The following is a 16,364-nucleotide window of genomic DNA, read 5'->3' as shown; positions in this document are numbered from 1 at the left end:
AAAAGGCCTGCCCCAGGAAACCGGGGCAGGCCTTTCCACTTGAGCATTATCGGCTATGCAGCAGCCAGGCCGAGCTCCGGCTCGAGCGGAAGCTGCACGGGGCGCTTGAGCTTGGCGGACAAATCGAGCGCCTTGGTCAGCATGAGATTCCGGTGTGCCTCCGCAGCCGTTGCGGCTTGTGTCGGCAGTCCGAGCGAAACCCGATTGAGCCAGGAATCCGTTTCCTCGCGCATGGGCCCGCGCAACTCGCCCAACGCCATGTCTCCCGGTGGGTAGCTGCCGAGGAAGTCGACGAGGCGCCGCTGATCCGGCGCATACCCTTCCGATTGGGGTGCAGACACGGCCATCACGATGTCGCGGTGTGTGTCGTCGATCGTAATCACGCCATCCGTGCCGTTGATGCCGACCTCGAGGCTGTAGACCGCACCGGGCCAAGTCACGGGCAGCGCCCAGGAGATGTTGAGGTGATAAACGCTGCCGTCCGAGAACATGATCATCCCGGCGGTCGCATCGATCCCGCCATATTCCGGCCCCAGCACCTTGTCGACAGAACGGGCATATACCTCGACCGGCGTCTTTTCCTCCATGTACCACATGACGATATCGAGGGCGTGCGTCCCTGAAATCACCATGGGCGAGATCGTCGATGGGTCATCGGTACGCTTGTAGTTGTCGATAGCGACCAAGCGGTTCATGAAGGCGCGCGAGGTCACGAGCGTCACGTCCCCGAGAGCTCCGACCCGCACCTTCTCCTTGGCCGAAAGCCATTTGCGGCGGAAGCGCTGAGTGTAACCGACCACCGCGTCGATCCCGGCTGCCTCGATGGCCTGCAAGACCTTTGCCGACTCGGCCAGGTCAGTCGCCAGCGGCTTCTCGATCAGCATCGGCACGCCGCGTTCCACTGCCGCCATGATCGGATCGACATGGAGATGCTCGTCCGTTGCGATGATGACCGCATTGACCTCAGGACGCCGCAGGAGCTCACGGTAGTCGGAGGTGACGAAGTCGGCGCCGACCTTGTCCGCGACCAACTTGGCCCGTTCGGGGTTGATCTCTGCAATACCGATCCACTCGACGGCGGGATGGCGCGCGGCCACCTCACCCCGGAATAATCCGACGCGTCCTGCGCCGATAATCGCAAGACCGATGCCTTTAGCCGACTTTTTCAAGTTTATGTCCTCCCTTTAGATCCGCGATGGCTGCAATCGACCGATTAGAGAGCGGCAGGTCGACAGGCTCGTTGATTTCCGCCGACAGGTCGGCAGCCGTATAGGCCTCCATGACCATGCGCGCGTGCTCCGGGGCCACCATCACCGGTCTGTCGAGAAGGATGGATTCCAGGAAGTGGATCGTCTCAGGCCCCATCTGGCCCGCAAAGACGTGGTCCACCTGCTCGCCCGGCATGGTCGACATGGGATAGCGCGTTCCTTCAGAGACCGTGTTCAACCAATTGTCCCGGTGGGTGTCGTCGAGAATGAGCGCCCCCTCGGTCCCGGTGATCTCGATCCAGGTCGAGCTGAAATTCGGGTAGCTCGGTGGCAGGTTCCAGCCGCCGCCGATGACGACGAGCGTCCCATTGTCCATGGTGACAGTCGTCCACATGCAGTCATAGGAGCCGTTGATAGCCTCCATGTAGCCATACGCGCCTTGAGAGTAGAGCCGAACGGGCTTGGCCGGCTCCAGCAGCCAGAATACGAAATCCAGGTCGTGGGTCGACTCCATCGCGGCCGGGGAAAGCTTGACGCGAGAGGCAATTTTCTTGCCGAGGCTGCGCGACAGATGGCGGCTCACCATCACGTTCACGACCTTGCCGAGTGTTCCATCGGCGATCTTTTTCTTCGCGTAGGCAATTTTCGGGTTGAAGCGCTGCGAATAGCCGATGGTAAACTTGACGTTGTTGCGCTTGGCAATGGCGATCAGTTCGTCCGCCTCCCACATCTCAAGTGCGATCGGCTTTTCCAGCATCACATGCTTGCCGGCCTTCAGGCAGTCGCGCGCAATCGGGAAATGGGTCGGTTCCGGAGTCGTCGAAATGAAGACCACCTGAATGTTGTCGTTCCGGACGATATCCTGATAGTCGAGCGTAGCCGTTGCCGGGTTCGTGAGGGCCTTGACCTCAGCCAGTCGATCAGGGCGAATTTCACAGATATGGAGCTTGTCCACCAATGCGGACCGCGCCAGCGTCTCGGCGCGAATGCCGCCGACCCATCCGGTGCCGATCACCCCGACTTCGACCTGCTTCATTTTTCTTTCGCCTTCCTTTTTCTCAGTGCTTAAGCCTGGCGGTCGGCCGCCGGCAGTGTTTCAAACCGTAAAAGCGATGGCGCGGGTGCGGGCACCACTGGCGCTTTCGACGGGAACAGGCATATTGCTCGCCGCCGAGATGCAGATCGCTTCGAGCGTAGCGATATTCGCAACCTTCTGCCCATCGCTGAAAGGATAACGGGTTCCGTTCTCTACGGCATCCGCGAAGACCTCGAGGTTCCTGCGCACCGTGTCCTCCCAGGGGAACTCGATCGTATCGTGGTACCCGTTGCGGTGCTGGTAAGTCAGCGTGGTCAAGCCCGGGGTGTCGGGGTGGGTATGGTTGCGGATTTCCACCCACGCGTCAGAGCCGAAGACCGTCATACCGATGTAGAGAGGAGTGACGAGAATCGCATTGAGGTAGCCTGTGGCCCCGGACGCGAAACGCATCTGGACGGAGACCACATCTCCATTGGAACGCTTCGATACCCGCTGCGAAGTCTGCGCATAGACTTCGGCGATGGGTCCGAAAAGATCGAGATAAAGATCCGTCAGGTGGATCCCCATCGCCGTCATCCCGGCTGCCGGCGCATCAGCGGGCGAGGCTCTCCAGTCGCTTTCCGAAACATTTGCAAGCTTGTCATGGCTGAAATTGGCCTCGACATGCATGATGGTTCCGAGAGCGCCTTCCTTGACCATCCGGCGAAGCTCGATCGACGCCGGCTCGAAACGACGCTCGTGACCGATCCCCAGCAGAACTCCGGCTGCACGGCATGCCTCGACCGAAAGCTCGGCATCCTCGCGTGTCAGAGCCAGCGGTTTTTCACAGAAGACGTGCTTGCCAGCGGCGGCGGCAGCCAGGACCTGCTGCGTATGCATGGAATGCGGCGTGCAGAGAATGACCGCATCGATAGTAGGATCGCTCAGCACGTCGTCCCAATCCGTCGTGAAGCGAAGGCCATGCTCTGCCGCAAAAGTGGCATGAGCATCGGAGGAGTCGAGAGCGACAATGAGCTTGAGCTTCTGCGAACCCTTCATGCGTCGGACAATGTGCTTGCCCCACCACCCCAGACCCACGATTGCCGCTCGAATCATAGTTCCCTCCCGATAGTGCCGCCCCTACTCCGACAGAAAGCTGCAGACCGTTTTGTTGAAGGCTTCAGGATTCTCGACATTGGCGAGGTGCGCGGCAGCCGGGATTTCGATGAAGCGAACGCCCGGGATGCGCTCCGCCATGGAACGCATCTCGGTGGGATGCGGACCGTCGGCAGCCCCGACCACGAGGCAGGTGGGACACCTGATCTCGGACAAACGATCCTTGTAGTTCAGGGCACGCAAGGCTTCCGTCGCACCGATATAGCCCTCCCTCGACGTTTCGAGGATCATGCCGCGCACCCGCTCGACTCGGTCGGGCCGGGTGTTACGCGTCTCCTCGGTCAGCCAGGTCGGGATCGTGATCTCGGCAATGGCCTCCATCCCCTTCTCGTGCAGAATCTTTTGACGGTCGGCCCACATGTTCTTGAAGAAGTCCGGAGCATCCGAGCGACAGTCCGCCGCAACGATCCGGGTCACGCGCGACGTGTGGTCGAGCGCCAGTCCGAAGGCCGTCATGCCGCCCATGGAGAGGCCGAGCACCGCCGACCTCTCGATCCCGAGACGGTCCCAAATGGCAACGACATCCTTGGTAAGCTGATCGAAGCTGTAGGGTCCCTCGACAGGCTCGGAGCGCCCGTGCCCGCGCGCATCAATGCGCAGGACCCTGAAAGTCTTCGTCAGCTCCGCGATCTGGTCGTCCCAGAGCTCAGCCCGGGTCGCGAGAGAGTGGAGGCATGTCAGCCAGGGCTTGTCCTCGGGACCATCGACCAGGACCCGGAACTCCGCTCCATTCGCGGATACGCGCCTTTCCTTCTGCATCGTCATCACGCGGCGGCCGTTGCCGAGACGATCGAGCTGTTGACGGCAGGCAGGACCTTTTCCGCCATCAGCTCCATCGATCTGACGGCGAGATTGCGGTCCGCCCAGTCATGCCCTGCATAAAGCAGGGTGCCGAAATCGCCGATTTCATCGCGGAAGGCCAAGAGATCGTCCGTCACCTTCTCCGGCGTGCCCCAGATGATCAGCTGGTCGACGACGCTTTCCACAGTGACGGAAGAATCCGGCGCGTTCTGGTCCGCCTTGAACAGATTGGCGCGGCCATTCTTGATCAGCTTGGTGGCGAGTGAGCGGTAGTAATTGTAGTAGGGGCTTCCCGGTTCTGTGGCGTAGCGCCGGGCGGTCGCCATGTCCTCGGCGACGAAGATGCTCTTCGCGACGCGCCAGTTCGCCGGATCCGCGATACGCCCGCCCTTCTCGCAGCCCTCCACATATTTCGGCCAGTGCGATTTGACCCACTTCGGCAGAAGGAAGTTCGCCGAAATCGGATCCCAGCCGCGGGCCGCCGCCTCGCTTACGCCCTTCGAGAAAGGCGCAACGGCAGTGACGACGATCGGGGGATGCGGCTTTTGGTAGGGCTTGTGGATGTAGCCTTGGCCCAGTTCCGGAATGTGGGTGCGCTCGGTCGAGATCGTCCAGTGCTCGCCCTTGAGGTTGTAGGGGGGCTCTCCAGCCCAGATGTTCAGGATGTGATCGATGGCCTCAACGAACATCGCGGTACGATCTTTGTCGAGGTTCCCGAAGACCTCCGCATCGGAAAGAAGTCCACCCGGGCTGATGCCCATGATGAACCGCCCCTCCGCCATGTGGTCGATCATGGCGACCTCACCTGCAACCATGGCCGGGTGGTGGTTGGGCAGGTTGATGGTGCCGGATCCCAGCTTGATGTTCTTCGTCTCGTTCAGGAGCCACGCAATGAAGATCAGCGACGACGAAATCGTCTCTGCCGCGTCCGTGACATGCTCGCCGAAATAGCCTTCAACGAAGCCGAGACGGTCGGCGATGAGCGCCAGCTCGCGATCCTCCTTGAGTGTCTCCGTGAGATTACGTTCAACCGGATGGATCGGCATCGTGAAGAAGCCTAGCTTCATGAGCAGCACTCCCTTTGGACGAATGAGGATCGTCCTGTTGTCCGCGCCTCTGAGGCGGTTTCTGGCTGTTGGAACTGTGACGGAACGCAGAAGGAGCCTGCGCTGAAGATGAGCGGCTCGCCGTCCCGGTAGACGGCTCTTTCGACCCGTCCGATGAAGATCAGGTGGTCGCCGCCCTCGACGATGCTGTGAGTGGAGCACTCGAAGGTGGCGATGCAGTCGTCCAACACGGGGCAGCCGCCAAGGCCGATCTCATGCGGAACGTCCTGAAACTTGTTCTGGGAGGGCCGCGCGAAATGCTGACAATGGTCGTGCTGATGCGCACCTAGAACGTTCACGACGAAGTGCCCGGAAGAGCGGAAACTCTCGAGAGATGGAGCCTGCTTCTGCAAGCTCCAGAGCACCAGGGGCGGATCGAGCGAAACCGACGAGAAGGAGTTGGCCGTCAGTCCCTCCAGCTTGCCGGTCGGCGAGCAGGTCGTGACGACGGTGACGCCGGTCGCGAAGCGCCCCAGTGCCTGGCGGAGATGGCGAGGGTCCTCGACCTTACGGGGACTCATCTGCTGGGTCATGTGATCGGATCATCCTATGCTTGCCGACGCTGAGCCGGGCGATGGGAGGATGGCTTTGATCCTGAAGATAACCTCGACTCGTCAGACGATAAAATGATATGATCTACTTCTCGCCATTATAGATCGTGATAGCCCAATGCTCGAGAGCCTGCGCGATATCCGTCTGTTCGTCGCCGTTTACGAGGAGCGCTCGTTCACTGCGGCGGCGACTCGCGAGAATGCCACCCAGTCGGGGGTGTCCCAGCATGTTCGCAAGATCGAGAGTCGCTTCGGGGTCAAGCTCTTCGCCCGTGGTCCAGGCGGCGTGATCCCGACACCCGCAGGGGACAGCTATTATCGACACTGTATCGATGTGCTCCGCAGCAACGAGGCCGCGACGCGGGCCCTGATGAACTTCGGTAGCGGTCTCGAGGGGGAAATCACGGTCGGCCTCATGCCGACGATGACGCGATGCGCCATGGCCCCGGCCCTGGCCAAGTTCATGGAGGCTCATCCCAACGTGGTGGTGCGCATCACCGAAGCCTACTCGGCCGTGCTGACGCAGCAGGTCCGAGCGGGAGAACTGGACTTTGCCGTTGTTCCCGCCTTTGCCGATGCGATGGGTCTCAAGAGCCGTCTTCTCGCCCGGACGCCGGAGGTTCTCGTGTCCAAGGGGCAACTCGACGTCCGGCATATGGCTCCTGTGCGTCTGTCCGACTTGGGCACGCTGAAGATCGTGGTGCCGACCGGACAGAATACGCGCCGACGCAGCCTGGAGACCTATTTCTCCTCCAATGGGGTCAAGATCGGGCGGATGTTGGAGCTCGATGCCATGCTCGGCACCCTCGATCTCGTCGCAAGCTCCGACTGGGTTACGGTCCTTCCCGGAGTCATGATGGCGAACGACATCGCGAGCCGGCACTACGTCATCAATCCGCTGGCACAGCCGTCCCTGGAAACGGATCTCGTCCTGATCGAACCGGCCCGGCAGCCGCTTTCCGCTGCAGCAGAAACCTTCCTGGCGGTGCTGGAGCAGGAAACCCTTCGCCTGAATGCCCTTTGGGATGGAGTAGAACAGGTGCGTCAGCCAGTCTGAGACCGTCGTTTTCCATTGAGTTTTGCCCCTGGGACATGTCTCCGCTGCAGCGCAGCATATTGCATGCTGCGCTGCCCAAAGTATAAGGCGGCGCGATAGAGCAATTCTGTGCCTCCTGGAGTCCAGTACTATGTCCACCGTCAGCGTTCTGAAGCCCTTCTCGAGCCCCTTCGGGGGCTTTGCCCTCGTGGGTCGAGTCGTGAAGCTTCTGCGCGAGATCCTTGCCGAGACGCATACGTTGCGGGAAGATCAGCGTCGCCAGCATCCCTCGCTGGAGTGGTAGGGTCCCCCACCTCAAGTGGGTGGAGAGGTCGCCGGGCGCGCGGGGTCCAAGGGCAGGAGCCTGCGCTCCTCCTCCCCAGACAGAGGAGCCATGAGGCTGTAGCTGATGAGAGGCAGCAATCCGAGAAGCAGGATTGCGAGAGCCCAAGAGCCGGTCTGCTCCACGACGAACCCGAAAGCCACGCCCGCTCCGGCGCTCACGACACGGATGACGGTTCCCTGCAATCCGATGGCCAAGCCGGCTCGGGCGTGACCTGCCATCTCGGCCGCGGCGGTCATGGCGAGCCCGTTCCAGCTGAGGGCGAACACTCCTGCTGCGACCAATGCAGGAATTAGCAACGGCAGAGGTGCATCGATCAGCAGCGCGGAAGCCATCAGAGCCGAGGCCAGCCAGAGCGCCTGCTTGCGGATCGGCGGCAACCGTCGACCGGAGCGATCCGAAAGGCGGCCGACGAACACGCGCGCCGCGCCTCCTCCCAGATTGATGGCTGCGAGCACAAGTGCCGCCGGTCCAAGGGCGATTCCACGATACTCGGTCAGGAGCAGAACGACGAAACCATTCATGGCCACCTGACTGCACACCAGAAGTCCGGAGCAGAAGGCAAGGCGCCAGAGCACGCCGTCGCGCAGGGGCGATAGCGGAACGACGAGGCTGATTTCGCCGCTGGCGCCTGGATGCGAAGACAACAGCAGAGCTGCGCACACAGCTCCGAGCCCGGCCGCTCCCGCAAGCGCGAAAAGGGCCGCATCGAGTCCCGCGGCCGCGGCGATCAGCGGGAGCGAGAGAGCAGCCACGGCACTTCCCAGAGGGATCGCCATCTGACGAATTCCGAGGGCAAAGCCGCGCTCCCGCCGGGAAAACCAGTGCATGACGGCACGGCCTGAGGCAGCGGAAGCTGCGGAACCAAGCGCACCGGCCGAGATCAACCAGAGAACGAGTTCCGTGACATCCGCAGCCTGAGATGCGGCAATGATGGCAACAGCACTGCCACCGAGGCCGGTGGCGATCACAAGGCGCTCGCCCCAGCGATCCGCGAGCGCCCCCCAGAGCAGGAGCGTGCTCATGATGCCCCAGTTGGAGGAAGCGAGAACCAGTCCGATCTCGGGGAGCGTCAGATCGAATCGCGTTCGCAGAATAGGGCCGAGGGCCGGCAACCCGTGCTGCAGGGCAGCGAGAGCCGCCTGTGCAAGAACGCCGACCGACAGAATGACCCACCGATAGCGATGTCCGCTCTCGCGGCTCGACGGAGCAAACTCACCAGGAGAGTGAGCTTGCTCCGGCCGTTCGCCTCCGTGGGTCGGCATCGGCTGCTAACCGGCTTGGGCAGCTCGCTTGACGGGAGCGCCTTGCTGCCCAAGGAGCACCGCTGCCGCTTCGCCCAGGATAAGGTTGCGCTCCTCCGGCGTCGCCCTCAAGGCACGGATCTGCCGGACACCGTCCATCGTCCCCATGTCGAACGGGTAGTCGCTGCCGAGCAGTACGTGGTCGGCGCCGAAGGTGTCGACCAAGTAACGCAGCGCCGGCTCGAAATGCAGGATGCAGTCGAAATAGAGACGGCGGATGGAGACCTCCGGAGGCTCCTTCAGATTGACCTTGCCCTCGGCGCGCACGTCATATCCGTGGTTCATGCGCCCGGTCTGATAGGGCATGAAGCCACCGCCATGCGCAAAGCAGAACTTCAGGTTTGGATGGCGTTCCAAGACACCCCCGAAAACCAGTGATGCGGCGGCGATCGTCGTATCGAGCGGATTCCCGATCAAGTTCTTGAGATAGTAGGATTTGAGCCGGTCTCCGGCTGCGGTTTTCTGCGGATGGACCAGGATGAAGGCGCCGAGTTCTTCCGCCGCGGCCCAAAGCGGCTCGAGAGCCGGATCGTCCAGATTGCGCCCTTCCACGTGGGAACCGATCTGAGCACCGCTGAGGCCCAGCTGGGTCATGGCCCGGCGCAGTTCGGCGACCGCGCGCTCGGGATCCTGCATCGGCAGCGTGGCGATGCCGAGGAAGCGGTCCGGATGCTGGCGCACGATCTTTGCGATCTCGTCGTTCTGAATGGACGACAGGGCCGCGGTCAGGGCAGGATCTCGGTCATAGAGGAAGGTCTGCGGACAGACGGAGAGGACCTGCATGTCCACTTCCGCCTGGTCCATGTCCCGCAGGCGGAGTTCCAGATCCCAAGCTCCGCGGGGAAAGGGACGCTGGACGATGCTGCCGACTTGGAGCACCCCGCCATGCTCGTCGACCTCGCTCAGCGTCGGCCCGATATCAGGCGCCTCGCGCCGCATGAGGCGCATCATCTCCTCGGTGAGGATATGCGCATGGACATCGATGGTACGAACGGAAGTCATGGGGATTCCTATTTGGTTGCGATGGAAATGGAGCCTTCGCGCCGGCTGCGGCGGGCGACGCGACGGCGCGTCAGCATGTTCAGCAACGGGAGCAGCAAAGAGCCTATGACGAGGAGGAGGAGGATCGCCGACAGCGGACGCTGCACGAAGATCACGAGGCTCCCTTCCGAGAGCATGAGAGACTGTCGCAGCGACGATTCCATCAACTGCGCCAGCACGACTGCAAGGACGACAGGGGCTCGCGGCAGATCGGCCTTGATCATGAGATAGCCGACCATTCCGAAGAAGAGCGTCAGGCCGACATTGAACAGGCTGAGCGTCGTCGCATAGGCGCCGACGAGCGAGATCACGAGGATGCCCGGCGCCAGATACTCGTAGGGGATCCGCAGCAGTGCGGCGAATACCGGCGCAAGCGGCAGGTTGAGGATCAGCAGGATGATGTTGCCGACGAACATGCTGGCGATGAGCCCCCAGACGAGATCCGCCTGCTCGACGAGAAGCGTGGGGCCGGGGCGGATGCCCTGAAGGACCAATGCCGCGAGCAGCACCGCCGTCGATGCGGATCCCGGGATTCCGAGTGCGAGCATCGGGATGAGAGCTCCGTGAGCTGCCGAGTTATTGGCTGATTCCGCGGCCGCGACACCATCGAGAGCGCCCTCTCCGAATCGTTCCGGGTGTTTGCTGAAGCGCTTTTCCGTGACATAGGCGAGGATAGAGGCCACGGTCGGCCCCGCACCCGGCATCAGCCCGATGAAGAAACCTAGAAAGCCCCCGCGCAGGATGGCGACGCGGCATTCGGCCCAGTCCTTCGCACTGAGCCACATGTCGCGCAGCCGTGTCTTGATCGGCTCGGAATCGTAGCTTCGCTCCAGGGAGGCCAGAACTTCGGCGACACCGAAGATGCCGATCGCCACCGGCAGGAAGTCGATGCCGTCGAGCAGTTCCGTGACGCCGAACGTCAGACGGGAGCTTCCGAGGATCGGGTCGGTGCCGATCAGCGCGATCATAAGGCCGAAGACCGCCATCAGGATCGCCTTGAGCGGAGAGCCCGATCCGATGCTTGCCGTAGCCGTGATGCCCAGGGTGGCGAGAAGGAAATATTCGGGAGACGAGAAGCTGAGCGCGAACTCCGCCAGTGGGGGAGTCACGAAGACCAGAGCGGTGACGGCTCCGATACCCGCCAGGAACGATCCGATGGCTGAGACGCTGAGAGCGGCACCGGCCCTGCCCTTCTTGGCGAGCTTGTGACCGTCGACCGCCGTCATGACGGAGGCTGCCTCGCCGGGCACGTTGACGAGCACGGATGTCAGGGTCCCGCCATACATGCCGCCATACATGATGCCGGCCAGCATCATGATTGCGGTGACGGGCGGAATGCCGAAGGTGATCGGCAGGAGAAGTGCCATGCCGGCCGAGGGGCCGAGCCCCGGCAGAGCGCCGATCAGCTGGCCGAGGCAGACGCCGATGAAGATGAACATGAGGTTCATCGGCGCCAGAGCCACCTGAAAGCCTTGGCCGAGAGAAGCAAGTGCATCGATCATCGAATACGATCCCTGATGGCGTCAGACGCCCAGCAAGCCCTTGGGAAAAGCGATCCCGAGCCATGCAACGAACACGCCATAGACGAGCGCCGTCGTAACCGCGGTGGTGAAGAGACTGGGCAGAAGGCGGCGGCGCTCGACGACGAGAAGCAAGAACAACATGAACAGAACGGCGGTGGCCACCAGCCCGAGGAACGGAGCCGCGACGATGACGGCCCAGAGGCCTCCGGCCGTCAGGATCACCCGCTGGAATCCGGTGCGGTCAGGCCAGTCGACGGGCGGTCCGGCCGGCCGGCGCAGGGCGCTGACGAGCAACGCGATGGAGAGGACGGCACCCGTCGCGGCCACCCAGAACGGCGCAAAGGCCGATCCGGGTGCGAAATCCGCCCAGTATGGCAAGTCGCGGGTGGTCGCGAAGACCACCCCCGACAGGACGAGCATGACAACCGCGCTGACGATATCCGCAGTTTTCATGACCTGGATCCGGCTTACTTGGCGAGGCCGAGATCACGCAGGAGGGCAAGATGCTCTTGGTGCAGTTCAGCCATATGCTCCTTCGCCTGGCTGGCCGGCACGACCTCGCTGCGCAGGAACATCTCGTCGACCATGGCCTGCCAGGCATCGGTCTTCACGAGCTTCTGGATGGCATCGTCCCAGAACTTCACGAGTTCAGGATCCATGTCCGGCGGACCGGCAAGACCCCAGGACTGACCCCACACGATATCGAAGCCCTGCTCCTTGGCAGTCGGGACATCCTTGAACTCCGGCTCCTTCCGGCGATTCTCGCTCAGGACCGCAAGCAGCTTCGCCTTGTTGCTCTTGATGAGGGGCAGAGCTTCGCTGGGCGGCAGGACGATCATATCCACGTTGCCTCCAAGAAAGGCGGACGTCGCGGCGCCACCGCCGTCGAAGGGAACGTAGTTCAGCTTCACGTTGCCGGCCTTCTCGACCAGACCGGTCACCATGTGATCGGTCGATCCTGCCTGCGCGCCCGCGACCTTGACGCTGCGCTCGCGCTGTTTTGCCAGATCGATGAACTCCTTCAGGTTGTTCGCAGGGGAGTTGGGCTGCACGGCGATGAGAAGATCGCCCTGGATGAACATGCTGATGGGCGTGAGCTTGTCGTAGACCGTCGGCTGGCCGGTCGTGATCGGCGTGGTGAGAATGGGCTGGGCGATGGTGAGGACCGTGTTGTCGTCGCCCTTCTTGTTCAGCACCCAGTTGGCTGCAACCATCCAGGACCCGCCGGTACGGTTCTGCACGACGATCGGGTTGGTGATGATCTTCTCTTCGTTGAGGATTTTCGCGGCGCGGCGCATCAGGACGTCCGGCGTGCCGCCGGGGCTCGTGCCGGAGGTGATTTCGATGGGACCGGTCGGTGCCTTGCCCTGCGCAAGGACCGGTTGGCTGCCAAGCATCAAAGCGGCGGTTGCAGAGGCTGCCCCCATCATGATGAGGCGGCGGCTGAACCGAGTCGATAGTCTTCCGATCGTATGCATGGTTGCTTCCTCCGTTCGATAGCTTATTATGACGTCATAAGACGTGTTGAGACTAGGTCTGGCTTTCCTTCCATGTCAAGTTCGATAAAGAGACTTTTCGAGACGAGTGGCGATGCCCGGGCGGGACTCGCAGGAAAGGTGCTTCAATGACGGATACAGGCCCCAACCTTCATCCTCTGAGGGGGACCGGCAGCACACCTCTGTGGCTCCAGCTGAAGCACGCCCTGCGCGACTACGTGACGTTCGATCTTCAGCCCGGGGACCAGATCCCCTCCGAGAGCGAGCTTTGCGAGCACTACGACCTCTCACGCATTACGGTGCGTCAGGCGATCTCGGCCCTGGTCGACGAGGGTTTTCTTCAGAAGAAGCAGGGTCGCGGGACTTTCGTGCTGGCGCCGCGCTTGGCCGAGCCGCTCACCGATCCGGAGCACTTCCTGCTGTCCGGCTTCGATGCGGCGGATCCCCGCAACATCAGCGTCTACAGTGCGGAGACGGTCCCTGCTCCGGACTGGATCATGGCAAAGCTCGGCCTTCGGTCGGCGGATCAGGTGCACAAGATCCGCAAGCTCCTCTCGGCGGATGACCAGCCTGCGGCCTTCCGCACCACCTTCGTTCCCGCACGGATCGCCCCCAAACTCCTGCAGGCGGACCTCTCCCAGCCGCTCTATGCGCTGATCGAGCGGCTCTATGACGTCGAGGCGGTGGAGGCGGACGAGGTCATCGAGTTCATCGTCGCCGACGGGTTCAGGGCGGATATGCTCAGCGTTCAGACGGGGCACCCGCTCATTCTCGTGGAACGCATCATCTATTCCGACAGCGGCGAGGCCCTCGAATGCTCGCGAGCCTATTACCGCGCAGATCGCTTCCGCCTGCGGCACCGTCTGAGGCGTTCAGGAGCCAATGCCAGTCACCCGCATCGACAGATCGCCACGGAAATCGCCAGCGTGAAAGCCGAGGCCTGACGGTACAGGCCGGGATTCCCGAGAGAGGAGCGCCCGGCAAAGTCGCCTTACGAAAAGATGCGGTCGCCCTGCTCGTCGATGATCTGTCGGGCCTTTGCGACCGAGAAGGAGACCGCATCATCCTTGCTCGCGTGGGTTTCGGCACGCACGAAGCGATGCGCCTTCATCTCGCCGCCGATCTCCTTCTCGATCACGCCGGCGGTCTGATACTGGCCTTTGGCCGGATAGGGAGCCGGTCGAATCCGGTAGCCCTTGTATTCGACAGGCTCCGCCGAGAGCTCCTTTCCGTCAGGCGCGCCTCCGCCTCCGGCAAGGCGCATCCATAGATCTTTGAAAAACGAGACCATGAGCGGGAGCCTACCTGTTACTGATGATTCGCCCGCTCAGCATACCCGAGGGGCTGTTAGAGCGTGAGCCGTTCGCACGTCGATCAGTAGATGATCTTCACGCGTTCGGCGGCTCTGCGGGCGTAATCCCGGGCACGATCGGTCGTGTCGGCACAGGCCAGCGCCACTCCCATCCGCCGGTATGGACGGGTTGTGGGCTTGCCAAAGATCCGCACCTCGACTTCGCCGTTCTCCGGCTCCTGCCGAAGTGCATCGCCGATCCCCTGGATGGAGAAGTCGTCCGCCTCGCGATCGGCCAGGATCACGGCCGAGGCCGAAGGGCCACGAAGCGTGATGCTGGAAATGGGCAGTCCAAGAATGGCCCGGGCATGGAGATCGAATTCGGACAGGTTCTGGGAAATGAGCGTGACCATCCCCGTATCATGCGGCCTGGGAGAAAGTTCCGAGAAGATGACCTCGTCCCGGGTGACGAAGAACTCGACGCCGAAGATCCCATAGCCTCCGAGATTGTCGACGACCTTTTCCGCCATGTCCCTCGCTTCCTGAAGAAGCCTGTCGGACATTGGCGTCGGCTGCCAGGATTCCTGATAATCGCCACGCTCCTGCCGGTGGCCGATCGGCTCGCAGAACTTGACGCCGTCGCGGGTGCGCACCGTCAGGAGAGTGATTTCGTATTCGAAGCGAATGAACTCCTCGACGATCACCTTCTTGCGATCGCCCCTCATGTTGTCGACGGCATAGGTCCAGGCCTTCTCCAGCTCGTCGACCGAATTGGCATTGCTCTGCCCCTTGCCGGACGACGACATGACCGGCTTGATGACACAGGGGAACCCCGTATGCTCCGCGGCGGCTCGGACCTCCTCCAGGGACTCGGCATACCGGTATTTCGATGTCCGAAGGCCGAGCTCCGTGGCCGCCACCTCTCGAATGCGATCACGGTTCATCGTCATGTAGGTGGCGCGGGCCGAAGGCACGACGGCGAAGCCCTTGTCCTCGAACTCCTGCAGAACCTCGGTTCGGATCGCCTCCACCTCCGGCACGATATAGTCGGGCCGATGCTTCTCGATCACGCTTCTGAGCCTGTCCGCATCGAGCATGGAGAAGACCTCCGCAACGTCGGACACCTGCATCGCCGGTGCATTGGCGTAGTGGTCGCACGCAATGACATGGCAGCCATAGCGTTTGGCGGAGATCGCGAACTCCTTGCCGAGTTCGCCCGACCCAAGGAGGAGGATTTTAGCGGTGAATGTCATTGTCCTGCTGCGCCGTCTAGCAACCCGAGTGCGCCCCTTGTCCATCATCCGGGCATCGCCTGCAAGACTTGCAGGGAAGCAGCACCGGAGACCGCTCACAGAAAGCGCCGTGTGCCATGGCGCTTGGCCGCGGCCTCCGCAGCCCTATTTGACCGGAGCCTCGCAGAGGGCAATAGAGTTCGCCGGCGCATCCCTCTACAACAGGCTGACAAGCCTCGGTTCATGGCAAGGAGAGAACGATGGGTGCTCTGGTCAACGGCGTCTGGCACGATCAGCCTCTGGTCTCCAAGAGCTCCGACGGACGCTTCATCCGAAAGGACTCCGCCTTCCGCAACTGGATCACGGCCGACGGCTCGCCGGGCCCTACAGGAAAAGGCGGCTTCAAGGCCGAACCGGGACGTTATCATCTCTACATCTCCCTCGCCTGCCCCTGGGCCCACCGGGCCCTGATCTTCCGCAAGCTGAAAGGTTTGGAGGGGATGATCGGCCTTTCGGTCGTGAACTGGCTGATGCTGGAGAACGGATGGACCTTTGAGGAGGGGCCGGGCGTGATCCAGGACCCGATCCAGGGCGCCCGCTATCTGCATCAGGTCTACACGGCGGCGGATCCCGACTACACGGGAAAGGTCACCGTACCCGTGTTGTGGGACAAGGCGCAGGGGACAATCGTCAATAACGAGTCTGCCGAGATCATCCGCATGCTCAATCATGCCTTCGACGGCCTCGGCGCGACACCGGGTGACTATTACCCGGAGGAGTTGAGGGCGGAAATTGATGAGCTCAATGCCCGCATCTACGACACGGTCAATAACGGCGTCTACAAGGCCGGCTTTGCCACCCGGCAGGAAGCCTACGAGGAAGCCGTCACCTCTCTGTTCGACACTCTCGACTGGCTCGACGGTTTGCTGGAGTCCCGGCGCTATCTCACAGGCGGCCGGCAAACCGAAGCCGACTGGCGTCTCTTCACGACCCTCGTGCGCTTCGATGCCGTCTATGTCGGCCACTTCAAATGCAATCTGCGGAGGATCGCCGATTATCCCAATCTTTCTGCGTACCTCCGAGACCTCTATCAGACTCCGGGCATCTCTGAGACGGTGGATATGCAGCACATCAAGCGGCACTATTACGAGAGCCACCGCATGATCAATCCCTCAGGCATCGTTCCGAAGGGGCCCGTTCTCGACCTCGGAGCACCTTCAGGGCGAGACAAGCTCTGAGCG

General features: G+C 62.2%; 17 protein-coding genes. 4 read left to right on the top strand and 13 right to left on the bottom strand.

The annotated features are described in order from the left end of the window. Window positions 1–53: 53 nt before the first annotated feature. From ACFOYU_RS03300 to ACFOYU_RS03275, 6 genes are read right to left on the bottom strand one after another with little or no spacing between them, the layout of a single operon-like run. Entirely contained in the window at window positions 54–1,169 is a 1,116-nt protein-coding gene (locus tag ACFOYU_RS03300) for a Gfo/Idh/MocA family protein (RefSeq protein ID WP_377032385.1), read from the bottom strand. Then, window positions 1,153–2,244, bottom strand: coding sequence for a Gfo/Idh/MocA family protein (locus tag ACFOYU_RS03295; protein WP_377032384.1), 1,092 nt, complete (start codon window positions 2,242–2,244; stop codon window positions 1,153–1,155). Before ACFOYU_RS03295 ends, ACFOYU_RS03300 begins: the two co-directional genes overlap by 17 nt. A 60-nt stretch (window positions 2,245–2,304) precedes the next feature. Further along, a complete protein-coding gene (locus ACFOYU_RS03290) occupies window positions 2,305–3,339 on the bottom strand; it encodes a Gfo/Idh/MocA family protein (protein WP_377032383.1) in 1,035 nt (344 codons plus the stop codon). Between the two features lie 24 nt (window positions 3,340–3,363). Then, window positions 3,364–4,158 carry an alpha/beta fold hydrolase gene (locus ACFOYU_RS03285; protein WP_377032382.1) on the bottom strand — a complete coding sequence of 265 codons (795 nt, stop codon included), beginning with the start codon at window positions 4,156–4,158 and terminating at the stop codon, window positions 3,364–3,366. 5 nt (window positions 4,159–4,163) lie between these two features. Beyond that, window positions 4,164–5,267: an LLM class flavin-dependent oxidoreductase gene (locus ACFOYU_RS03280; RefSeq protein ID WP_226737261.1), complete on the bottom strand. Its 1,104-nt coding sequence runs from the start codon at window positions 5,265–5,267 to the stop codon at window positions 4,164–4,166. Then, a complete protein-coding gene (locus ACFOYU_RS03275; protein WP_377032381.1) occupies window positions 5,264–5,839 on the bottom strand; it encodes a flavin reductase family protein in 576 nt (191 codons plus the stop codon). The genes ACFOYU_RS03280 and ACFOYU_RS03275 overlap by 4 nt, the downstream gene beginning before the upstream one ends. Before the next feature lie 136 nt (window positions 5,840–5,975). Between ACFOYU_RS03275 and ACFOYU_RS03270 the strand changes: the two genes are divergently transcribed. Next, a complete protein-coding gene (locus ACFOYU_RS03270) occupies window positions 5,976–6,914 on the top strand; it encodes a LysR family transcriptional regulator (RefSeq protein ID WP_377032380.1) in 939 nt (312 codons plus the stop codon). Window positions 6,915–7,044: 130 nt separating this feature from the next. Next, complete coding sequence (locus ACFOYU_RS03265) at window positions 7,045–7,197, top strand: hypothetical protein (protein WP_377032379.1); 153 nt, start codon at window positions 7,045–7,047, stop codon at window positions 7,195–7,197. 11 nt (window positions 7,198–7,208) lie between these two features. Here ACFOYU_RS03265 and ACFOYU_RS03260 read toward each other — a convergent pair whose 3' ends face one another. From ACFOYU_RS03260 to ACFOYU_RS03240, 5 genes are read right to left on the bottom strand one after another with little or no spacing between them, the layout of a single operon-like run. Further along, entirely contained in the window at window positions 7,209–8,501 is a 1,293-nt protein-coding gene (locus ACFOYU_RS03260) for an MFS transporter (protein WP_377032378.1), read from the bottom strand. A 6-nt stretch (window positions 8,502–8,507) separates the two neighbouring features. Continuing rightward, window positions 8,508–9,542, bottom strand: coding sequence for an amidohydrolase family protein (locus tag ACFOYU_RS03255; protein ID WP_377032377.1), 1,035 nt, complete (start codon window positions 9,540–9,542; stop codon window positions 8,508–8,510). An 8-nt stretch (window positions 9,543–9,550) separates the two neighbouring features. Then, window positions 9,551–11,083: a tripartite tricarboxylate transporter permease gene (locus ACFOYU_RS03250; protein ID WP_377032376.1), complete on the bottom strand. Its 1,533-nt coding sequence runs from the start codon at window positions 11,081–11,083 to the stop codon at window positions 9,551–9,553. Window positions 11,084–11,104: 21 nt separating this feature from the next. Further along, on the bottom strand, window positions 11,105–11,557 hold the full coding sequence (locus tag ACFOYU_RS03245) for a tripartite tricarboxylate transporter TctB family protein (RefSeq protein ID WP_226737275.1): 453 nt from the start codon (window positions 11,555–11,557) through the stop codon (window positions 11,105–11,107). 14 nt (window positions 11,558–11,571) lie between these two features. After that, window positions 11,572–12,582, bottom strand: coding sequence for a tripartite tricarboxylate transporter substrate binding protein (locus tag ACFOYU_RS03240; RefSeq protein ID WP_226737277.1), 1,011 nt, complete (start codon window positions 12,580–12,582; stop codon window positions 11,572–11,574). Window positions 12,583–12,728: 146 nt separating this feature from the next. Between ACFOYU_RS03240 and ACFOYU_RS03235 the strand changes: the two genes are divergently transcribed. Continuing rightward, entirely contained in the window at window positions 12,729–13,544 is an 816-nt protein-coding gene (locus tag ACFOYU_RS03235; RefSeq protein WP_377032375.1) for a GntR family transcriptional regulator, read from the top strand. Between the two features lie 47 nt (window positions 13,545–13,591). Here the strand turns inward: ACFOYU_RS03235 and ACFOYU_RS03230 are convergent, their stop codons facing one another. Next, window positions 13,592–13,864: an HlyU family transcriptional regulator gene (locus tag ACFOYU_RS03230; protein ID WP_377032374.1), complete on the bottom strand. Its 273-nt coding sequence runs from the start codon at window positions 13,862–13,864 to the stop codon at window positions 13,592–13,594. A gap of 110 nt (window positions 13,865–13,974) precedes the next feature. Then, window positions 13,975–15,144, bottom strand: a complete 1,170-nt coding sequence (purT, locus tag ACFOYU_RS03225; protein ID WP_377032373.1) for a formate-dependent phosphoribosylglycinamide formyltransferase — start codon at window positions 15,142–15,144, stop codon at window positions 13,975–13,977. A 239-nt stretch (window positions 15,145–15,383) separates the two neighbouring features. Here purT and ACFOYU_RS03220 point away from each other — a divergent pair, with 239 nt between their 5' ends. Continuing rightward, window positions 15,384–16,361 carry a glutathione S-transferase family protein gene (locus ACFOYU_RS03220; protein WP_377032372.1) on the top strand — a complete coding sequence of 326 codons (978 nt, stop codon included), beginning with the start codon at window positions 15,384–15,386 and terminating at the stop codon, window positions 16,359–16,361. The last annotated feature ends 3 nt before the right edge of the window (window positions 16,362–16,364 follow it).

The organism is Microvirga sp. GCM10011540 (assembly GCF_042650665.1).
In the GTDB taxonomy this organism is placed as follows: Bacteria; Pseudomonadota; Alphaproteobacteria; order Rhizobiales; family Beijerinckiaceae; genus Microvirga; species Microvirga lenta.
This window is presented reverse-complemented; position numbering and strand designations above follow the sequence as displayed.

What these genes read in the sequence shown, in the direction of transcription:
- ACFOYU_RS03295 (WP_377032384.1), bottom strand. Translation starts at nt 2,244, where the DNA reads ATGAAGCAGGTCGAAGTCGGGGTGATCGGCACCGGATGGGTCGGCGGC.
- ACFOYU_RS03275 (WP_377032381.1), bottom strand. Translation starts at nt 5,839, where the DNA reads ATGACCCAGCAGATGAGTCCCCGTAAGGTCGAGGACCCTCGCCATCTC.
- ACFOYU_RS03260 (WP_377032378.1), bottom strand. Translation starts at nt 8,501, where the DNA reads ATGCCGACCCACGGAGGCGAACGGCCGGAGCAAGCTCACTCTCCTGGT.
- ACFOYU_RS03250 (WP_377032376.1), bottom strand. Translation starts at nt 11,083, where the DNA reads ATGATCGATGCACTTGCTTCTCTCGGCCAAGGCTTTCAGGTGGCTCTG.
- ACFOYU_RS03270 (WP_377032380.1), top strand. Translation starts at nt 5,976, where the DNA reads ATGCTCGAGAGCCTGCGCGATATCCGTCTGTTCGTCGCCGTTTACGAG.
- ACFOYU_RS03240 (WP_226737277.1), bottom strand. Translation starts at nt 12,582, where the DNA reads ATGCATACGATCGGAAGACTATCGACTCGGTTCAGCCGCCGCCTCATC.
- ACFOYU_RS03245 (WP_226737275.1), bottom strand. Translation starts at nt 11,557, where the DNA reads ATGAAAACTGCGGATATCGTCAGCGCGGTTGTCATGCTCGTCCTGTCG.
- ACFOYU_RS03235 (WP_377032375.1), top strand. Translation starts at nt 12,729, where the DNA reads ATGACGGATACAGGCCCCAACCTTCATCCTCTGAGGGGGACCGGCAGC.
- ACFOYU_RS03285 (WP_377032382.1), bottom strand. Translation starts at nt 4,158, where the DNA reads ATGCAGAAGGAAAGGCGCGTATCCGCGAATGGAGCGGAGTTCCGGGTC.
- purT (WP_377032373.1), bottom strand. Translation starts at nt 15,144, where the DNA reads ATGACATTCACCGCTAAAATCCTCCTCCTTGGGTCGGGCGAACTCGGC.
- ACFOYU_RS03220 (WP_377032372.1), top strand. Translation starts at nt 15,384, where the DNA reads ATGGGTGCTCTGGTCAACGGCGTCTGGCACGATCAGCCTCTGGTCTCC.
- ACFOYU_RS03255 (WP_377032377.1), bottom strand. Translation starts at nt 9,542, where the DNA reads ATGACTTCCGTTCGTACCATCGATGTCCATGCGCATATCCTCACCGAG.
- ACFOYU_RS03290 (WP_377032383.1), bottom strand. Translation starts at nt 3,339, where the DNA reads ATGATTCGAGCGGCAATCGTGGGTCTGGGGTGGTGGGGCAAGCACATT.
- ACFOYU_RS03230 (WP_377032374.1), bottom strand. Translation starts at nt 13,864, where the DNA reads ATGCGCCTTGCCGGAGGCGGAGGCGCGCCTGACGGAAAGGAGCTCTCG.
- ACFOYU_RS03265 (WP_377032379.1), top strand. Translation starts at nt 7,045, where the DNA reads ATGTCCACCGTCAGCGTTCTGAAGCCCTTCTCGAGCCCCTTCGGGGGC.
- ACFOYU_RS03280 (WP_226737261.1), bottom strand. Translation starts at nt 5,267, where the DNA reads ATGAAGCTAGGCTTCTTCACGATGCCGATCCATCCGGTTGAACGTAAT.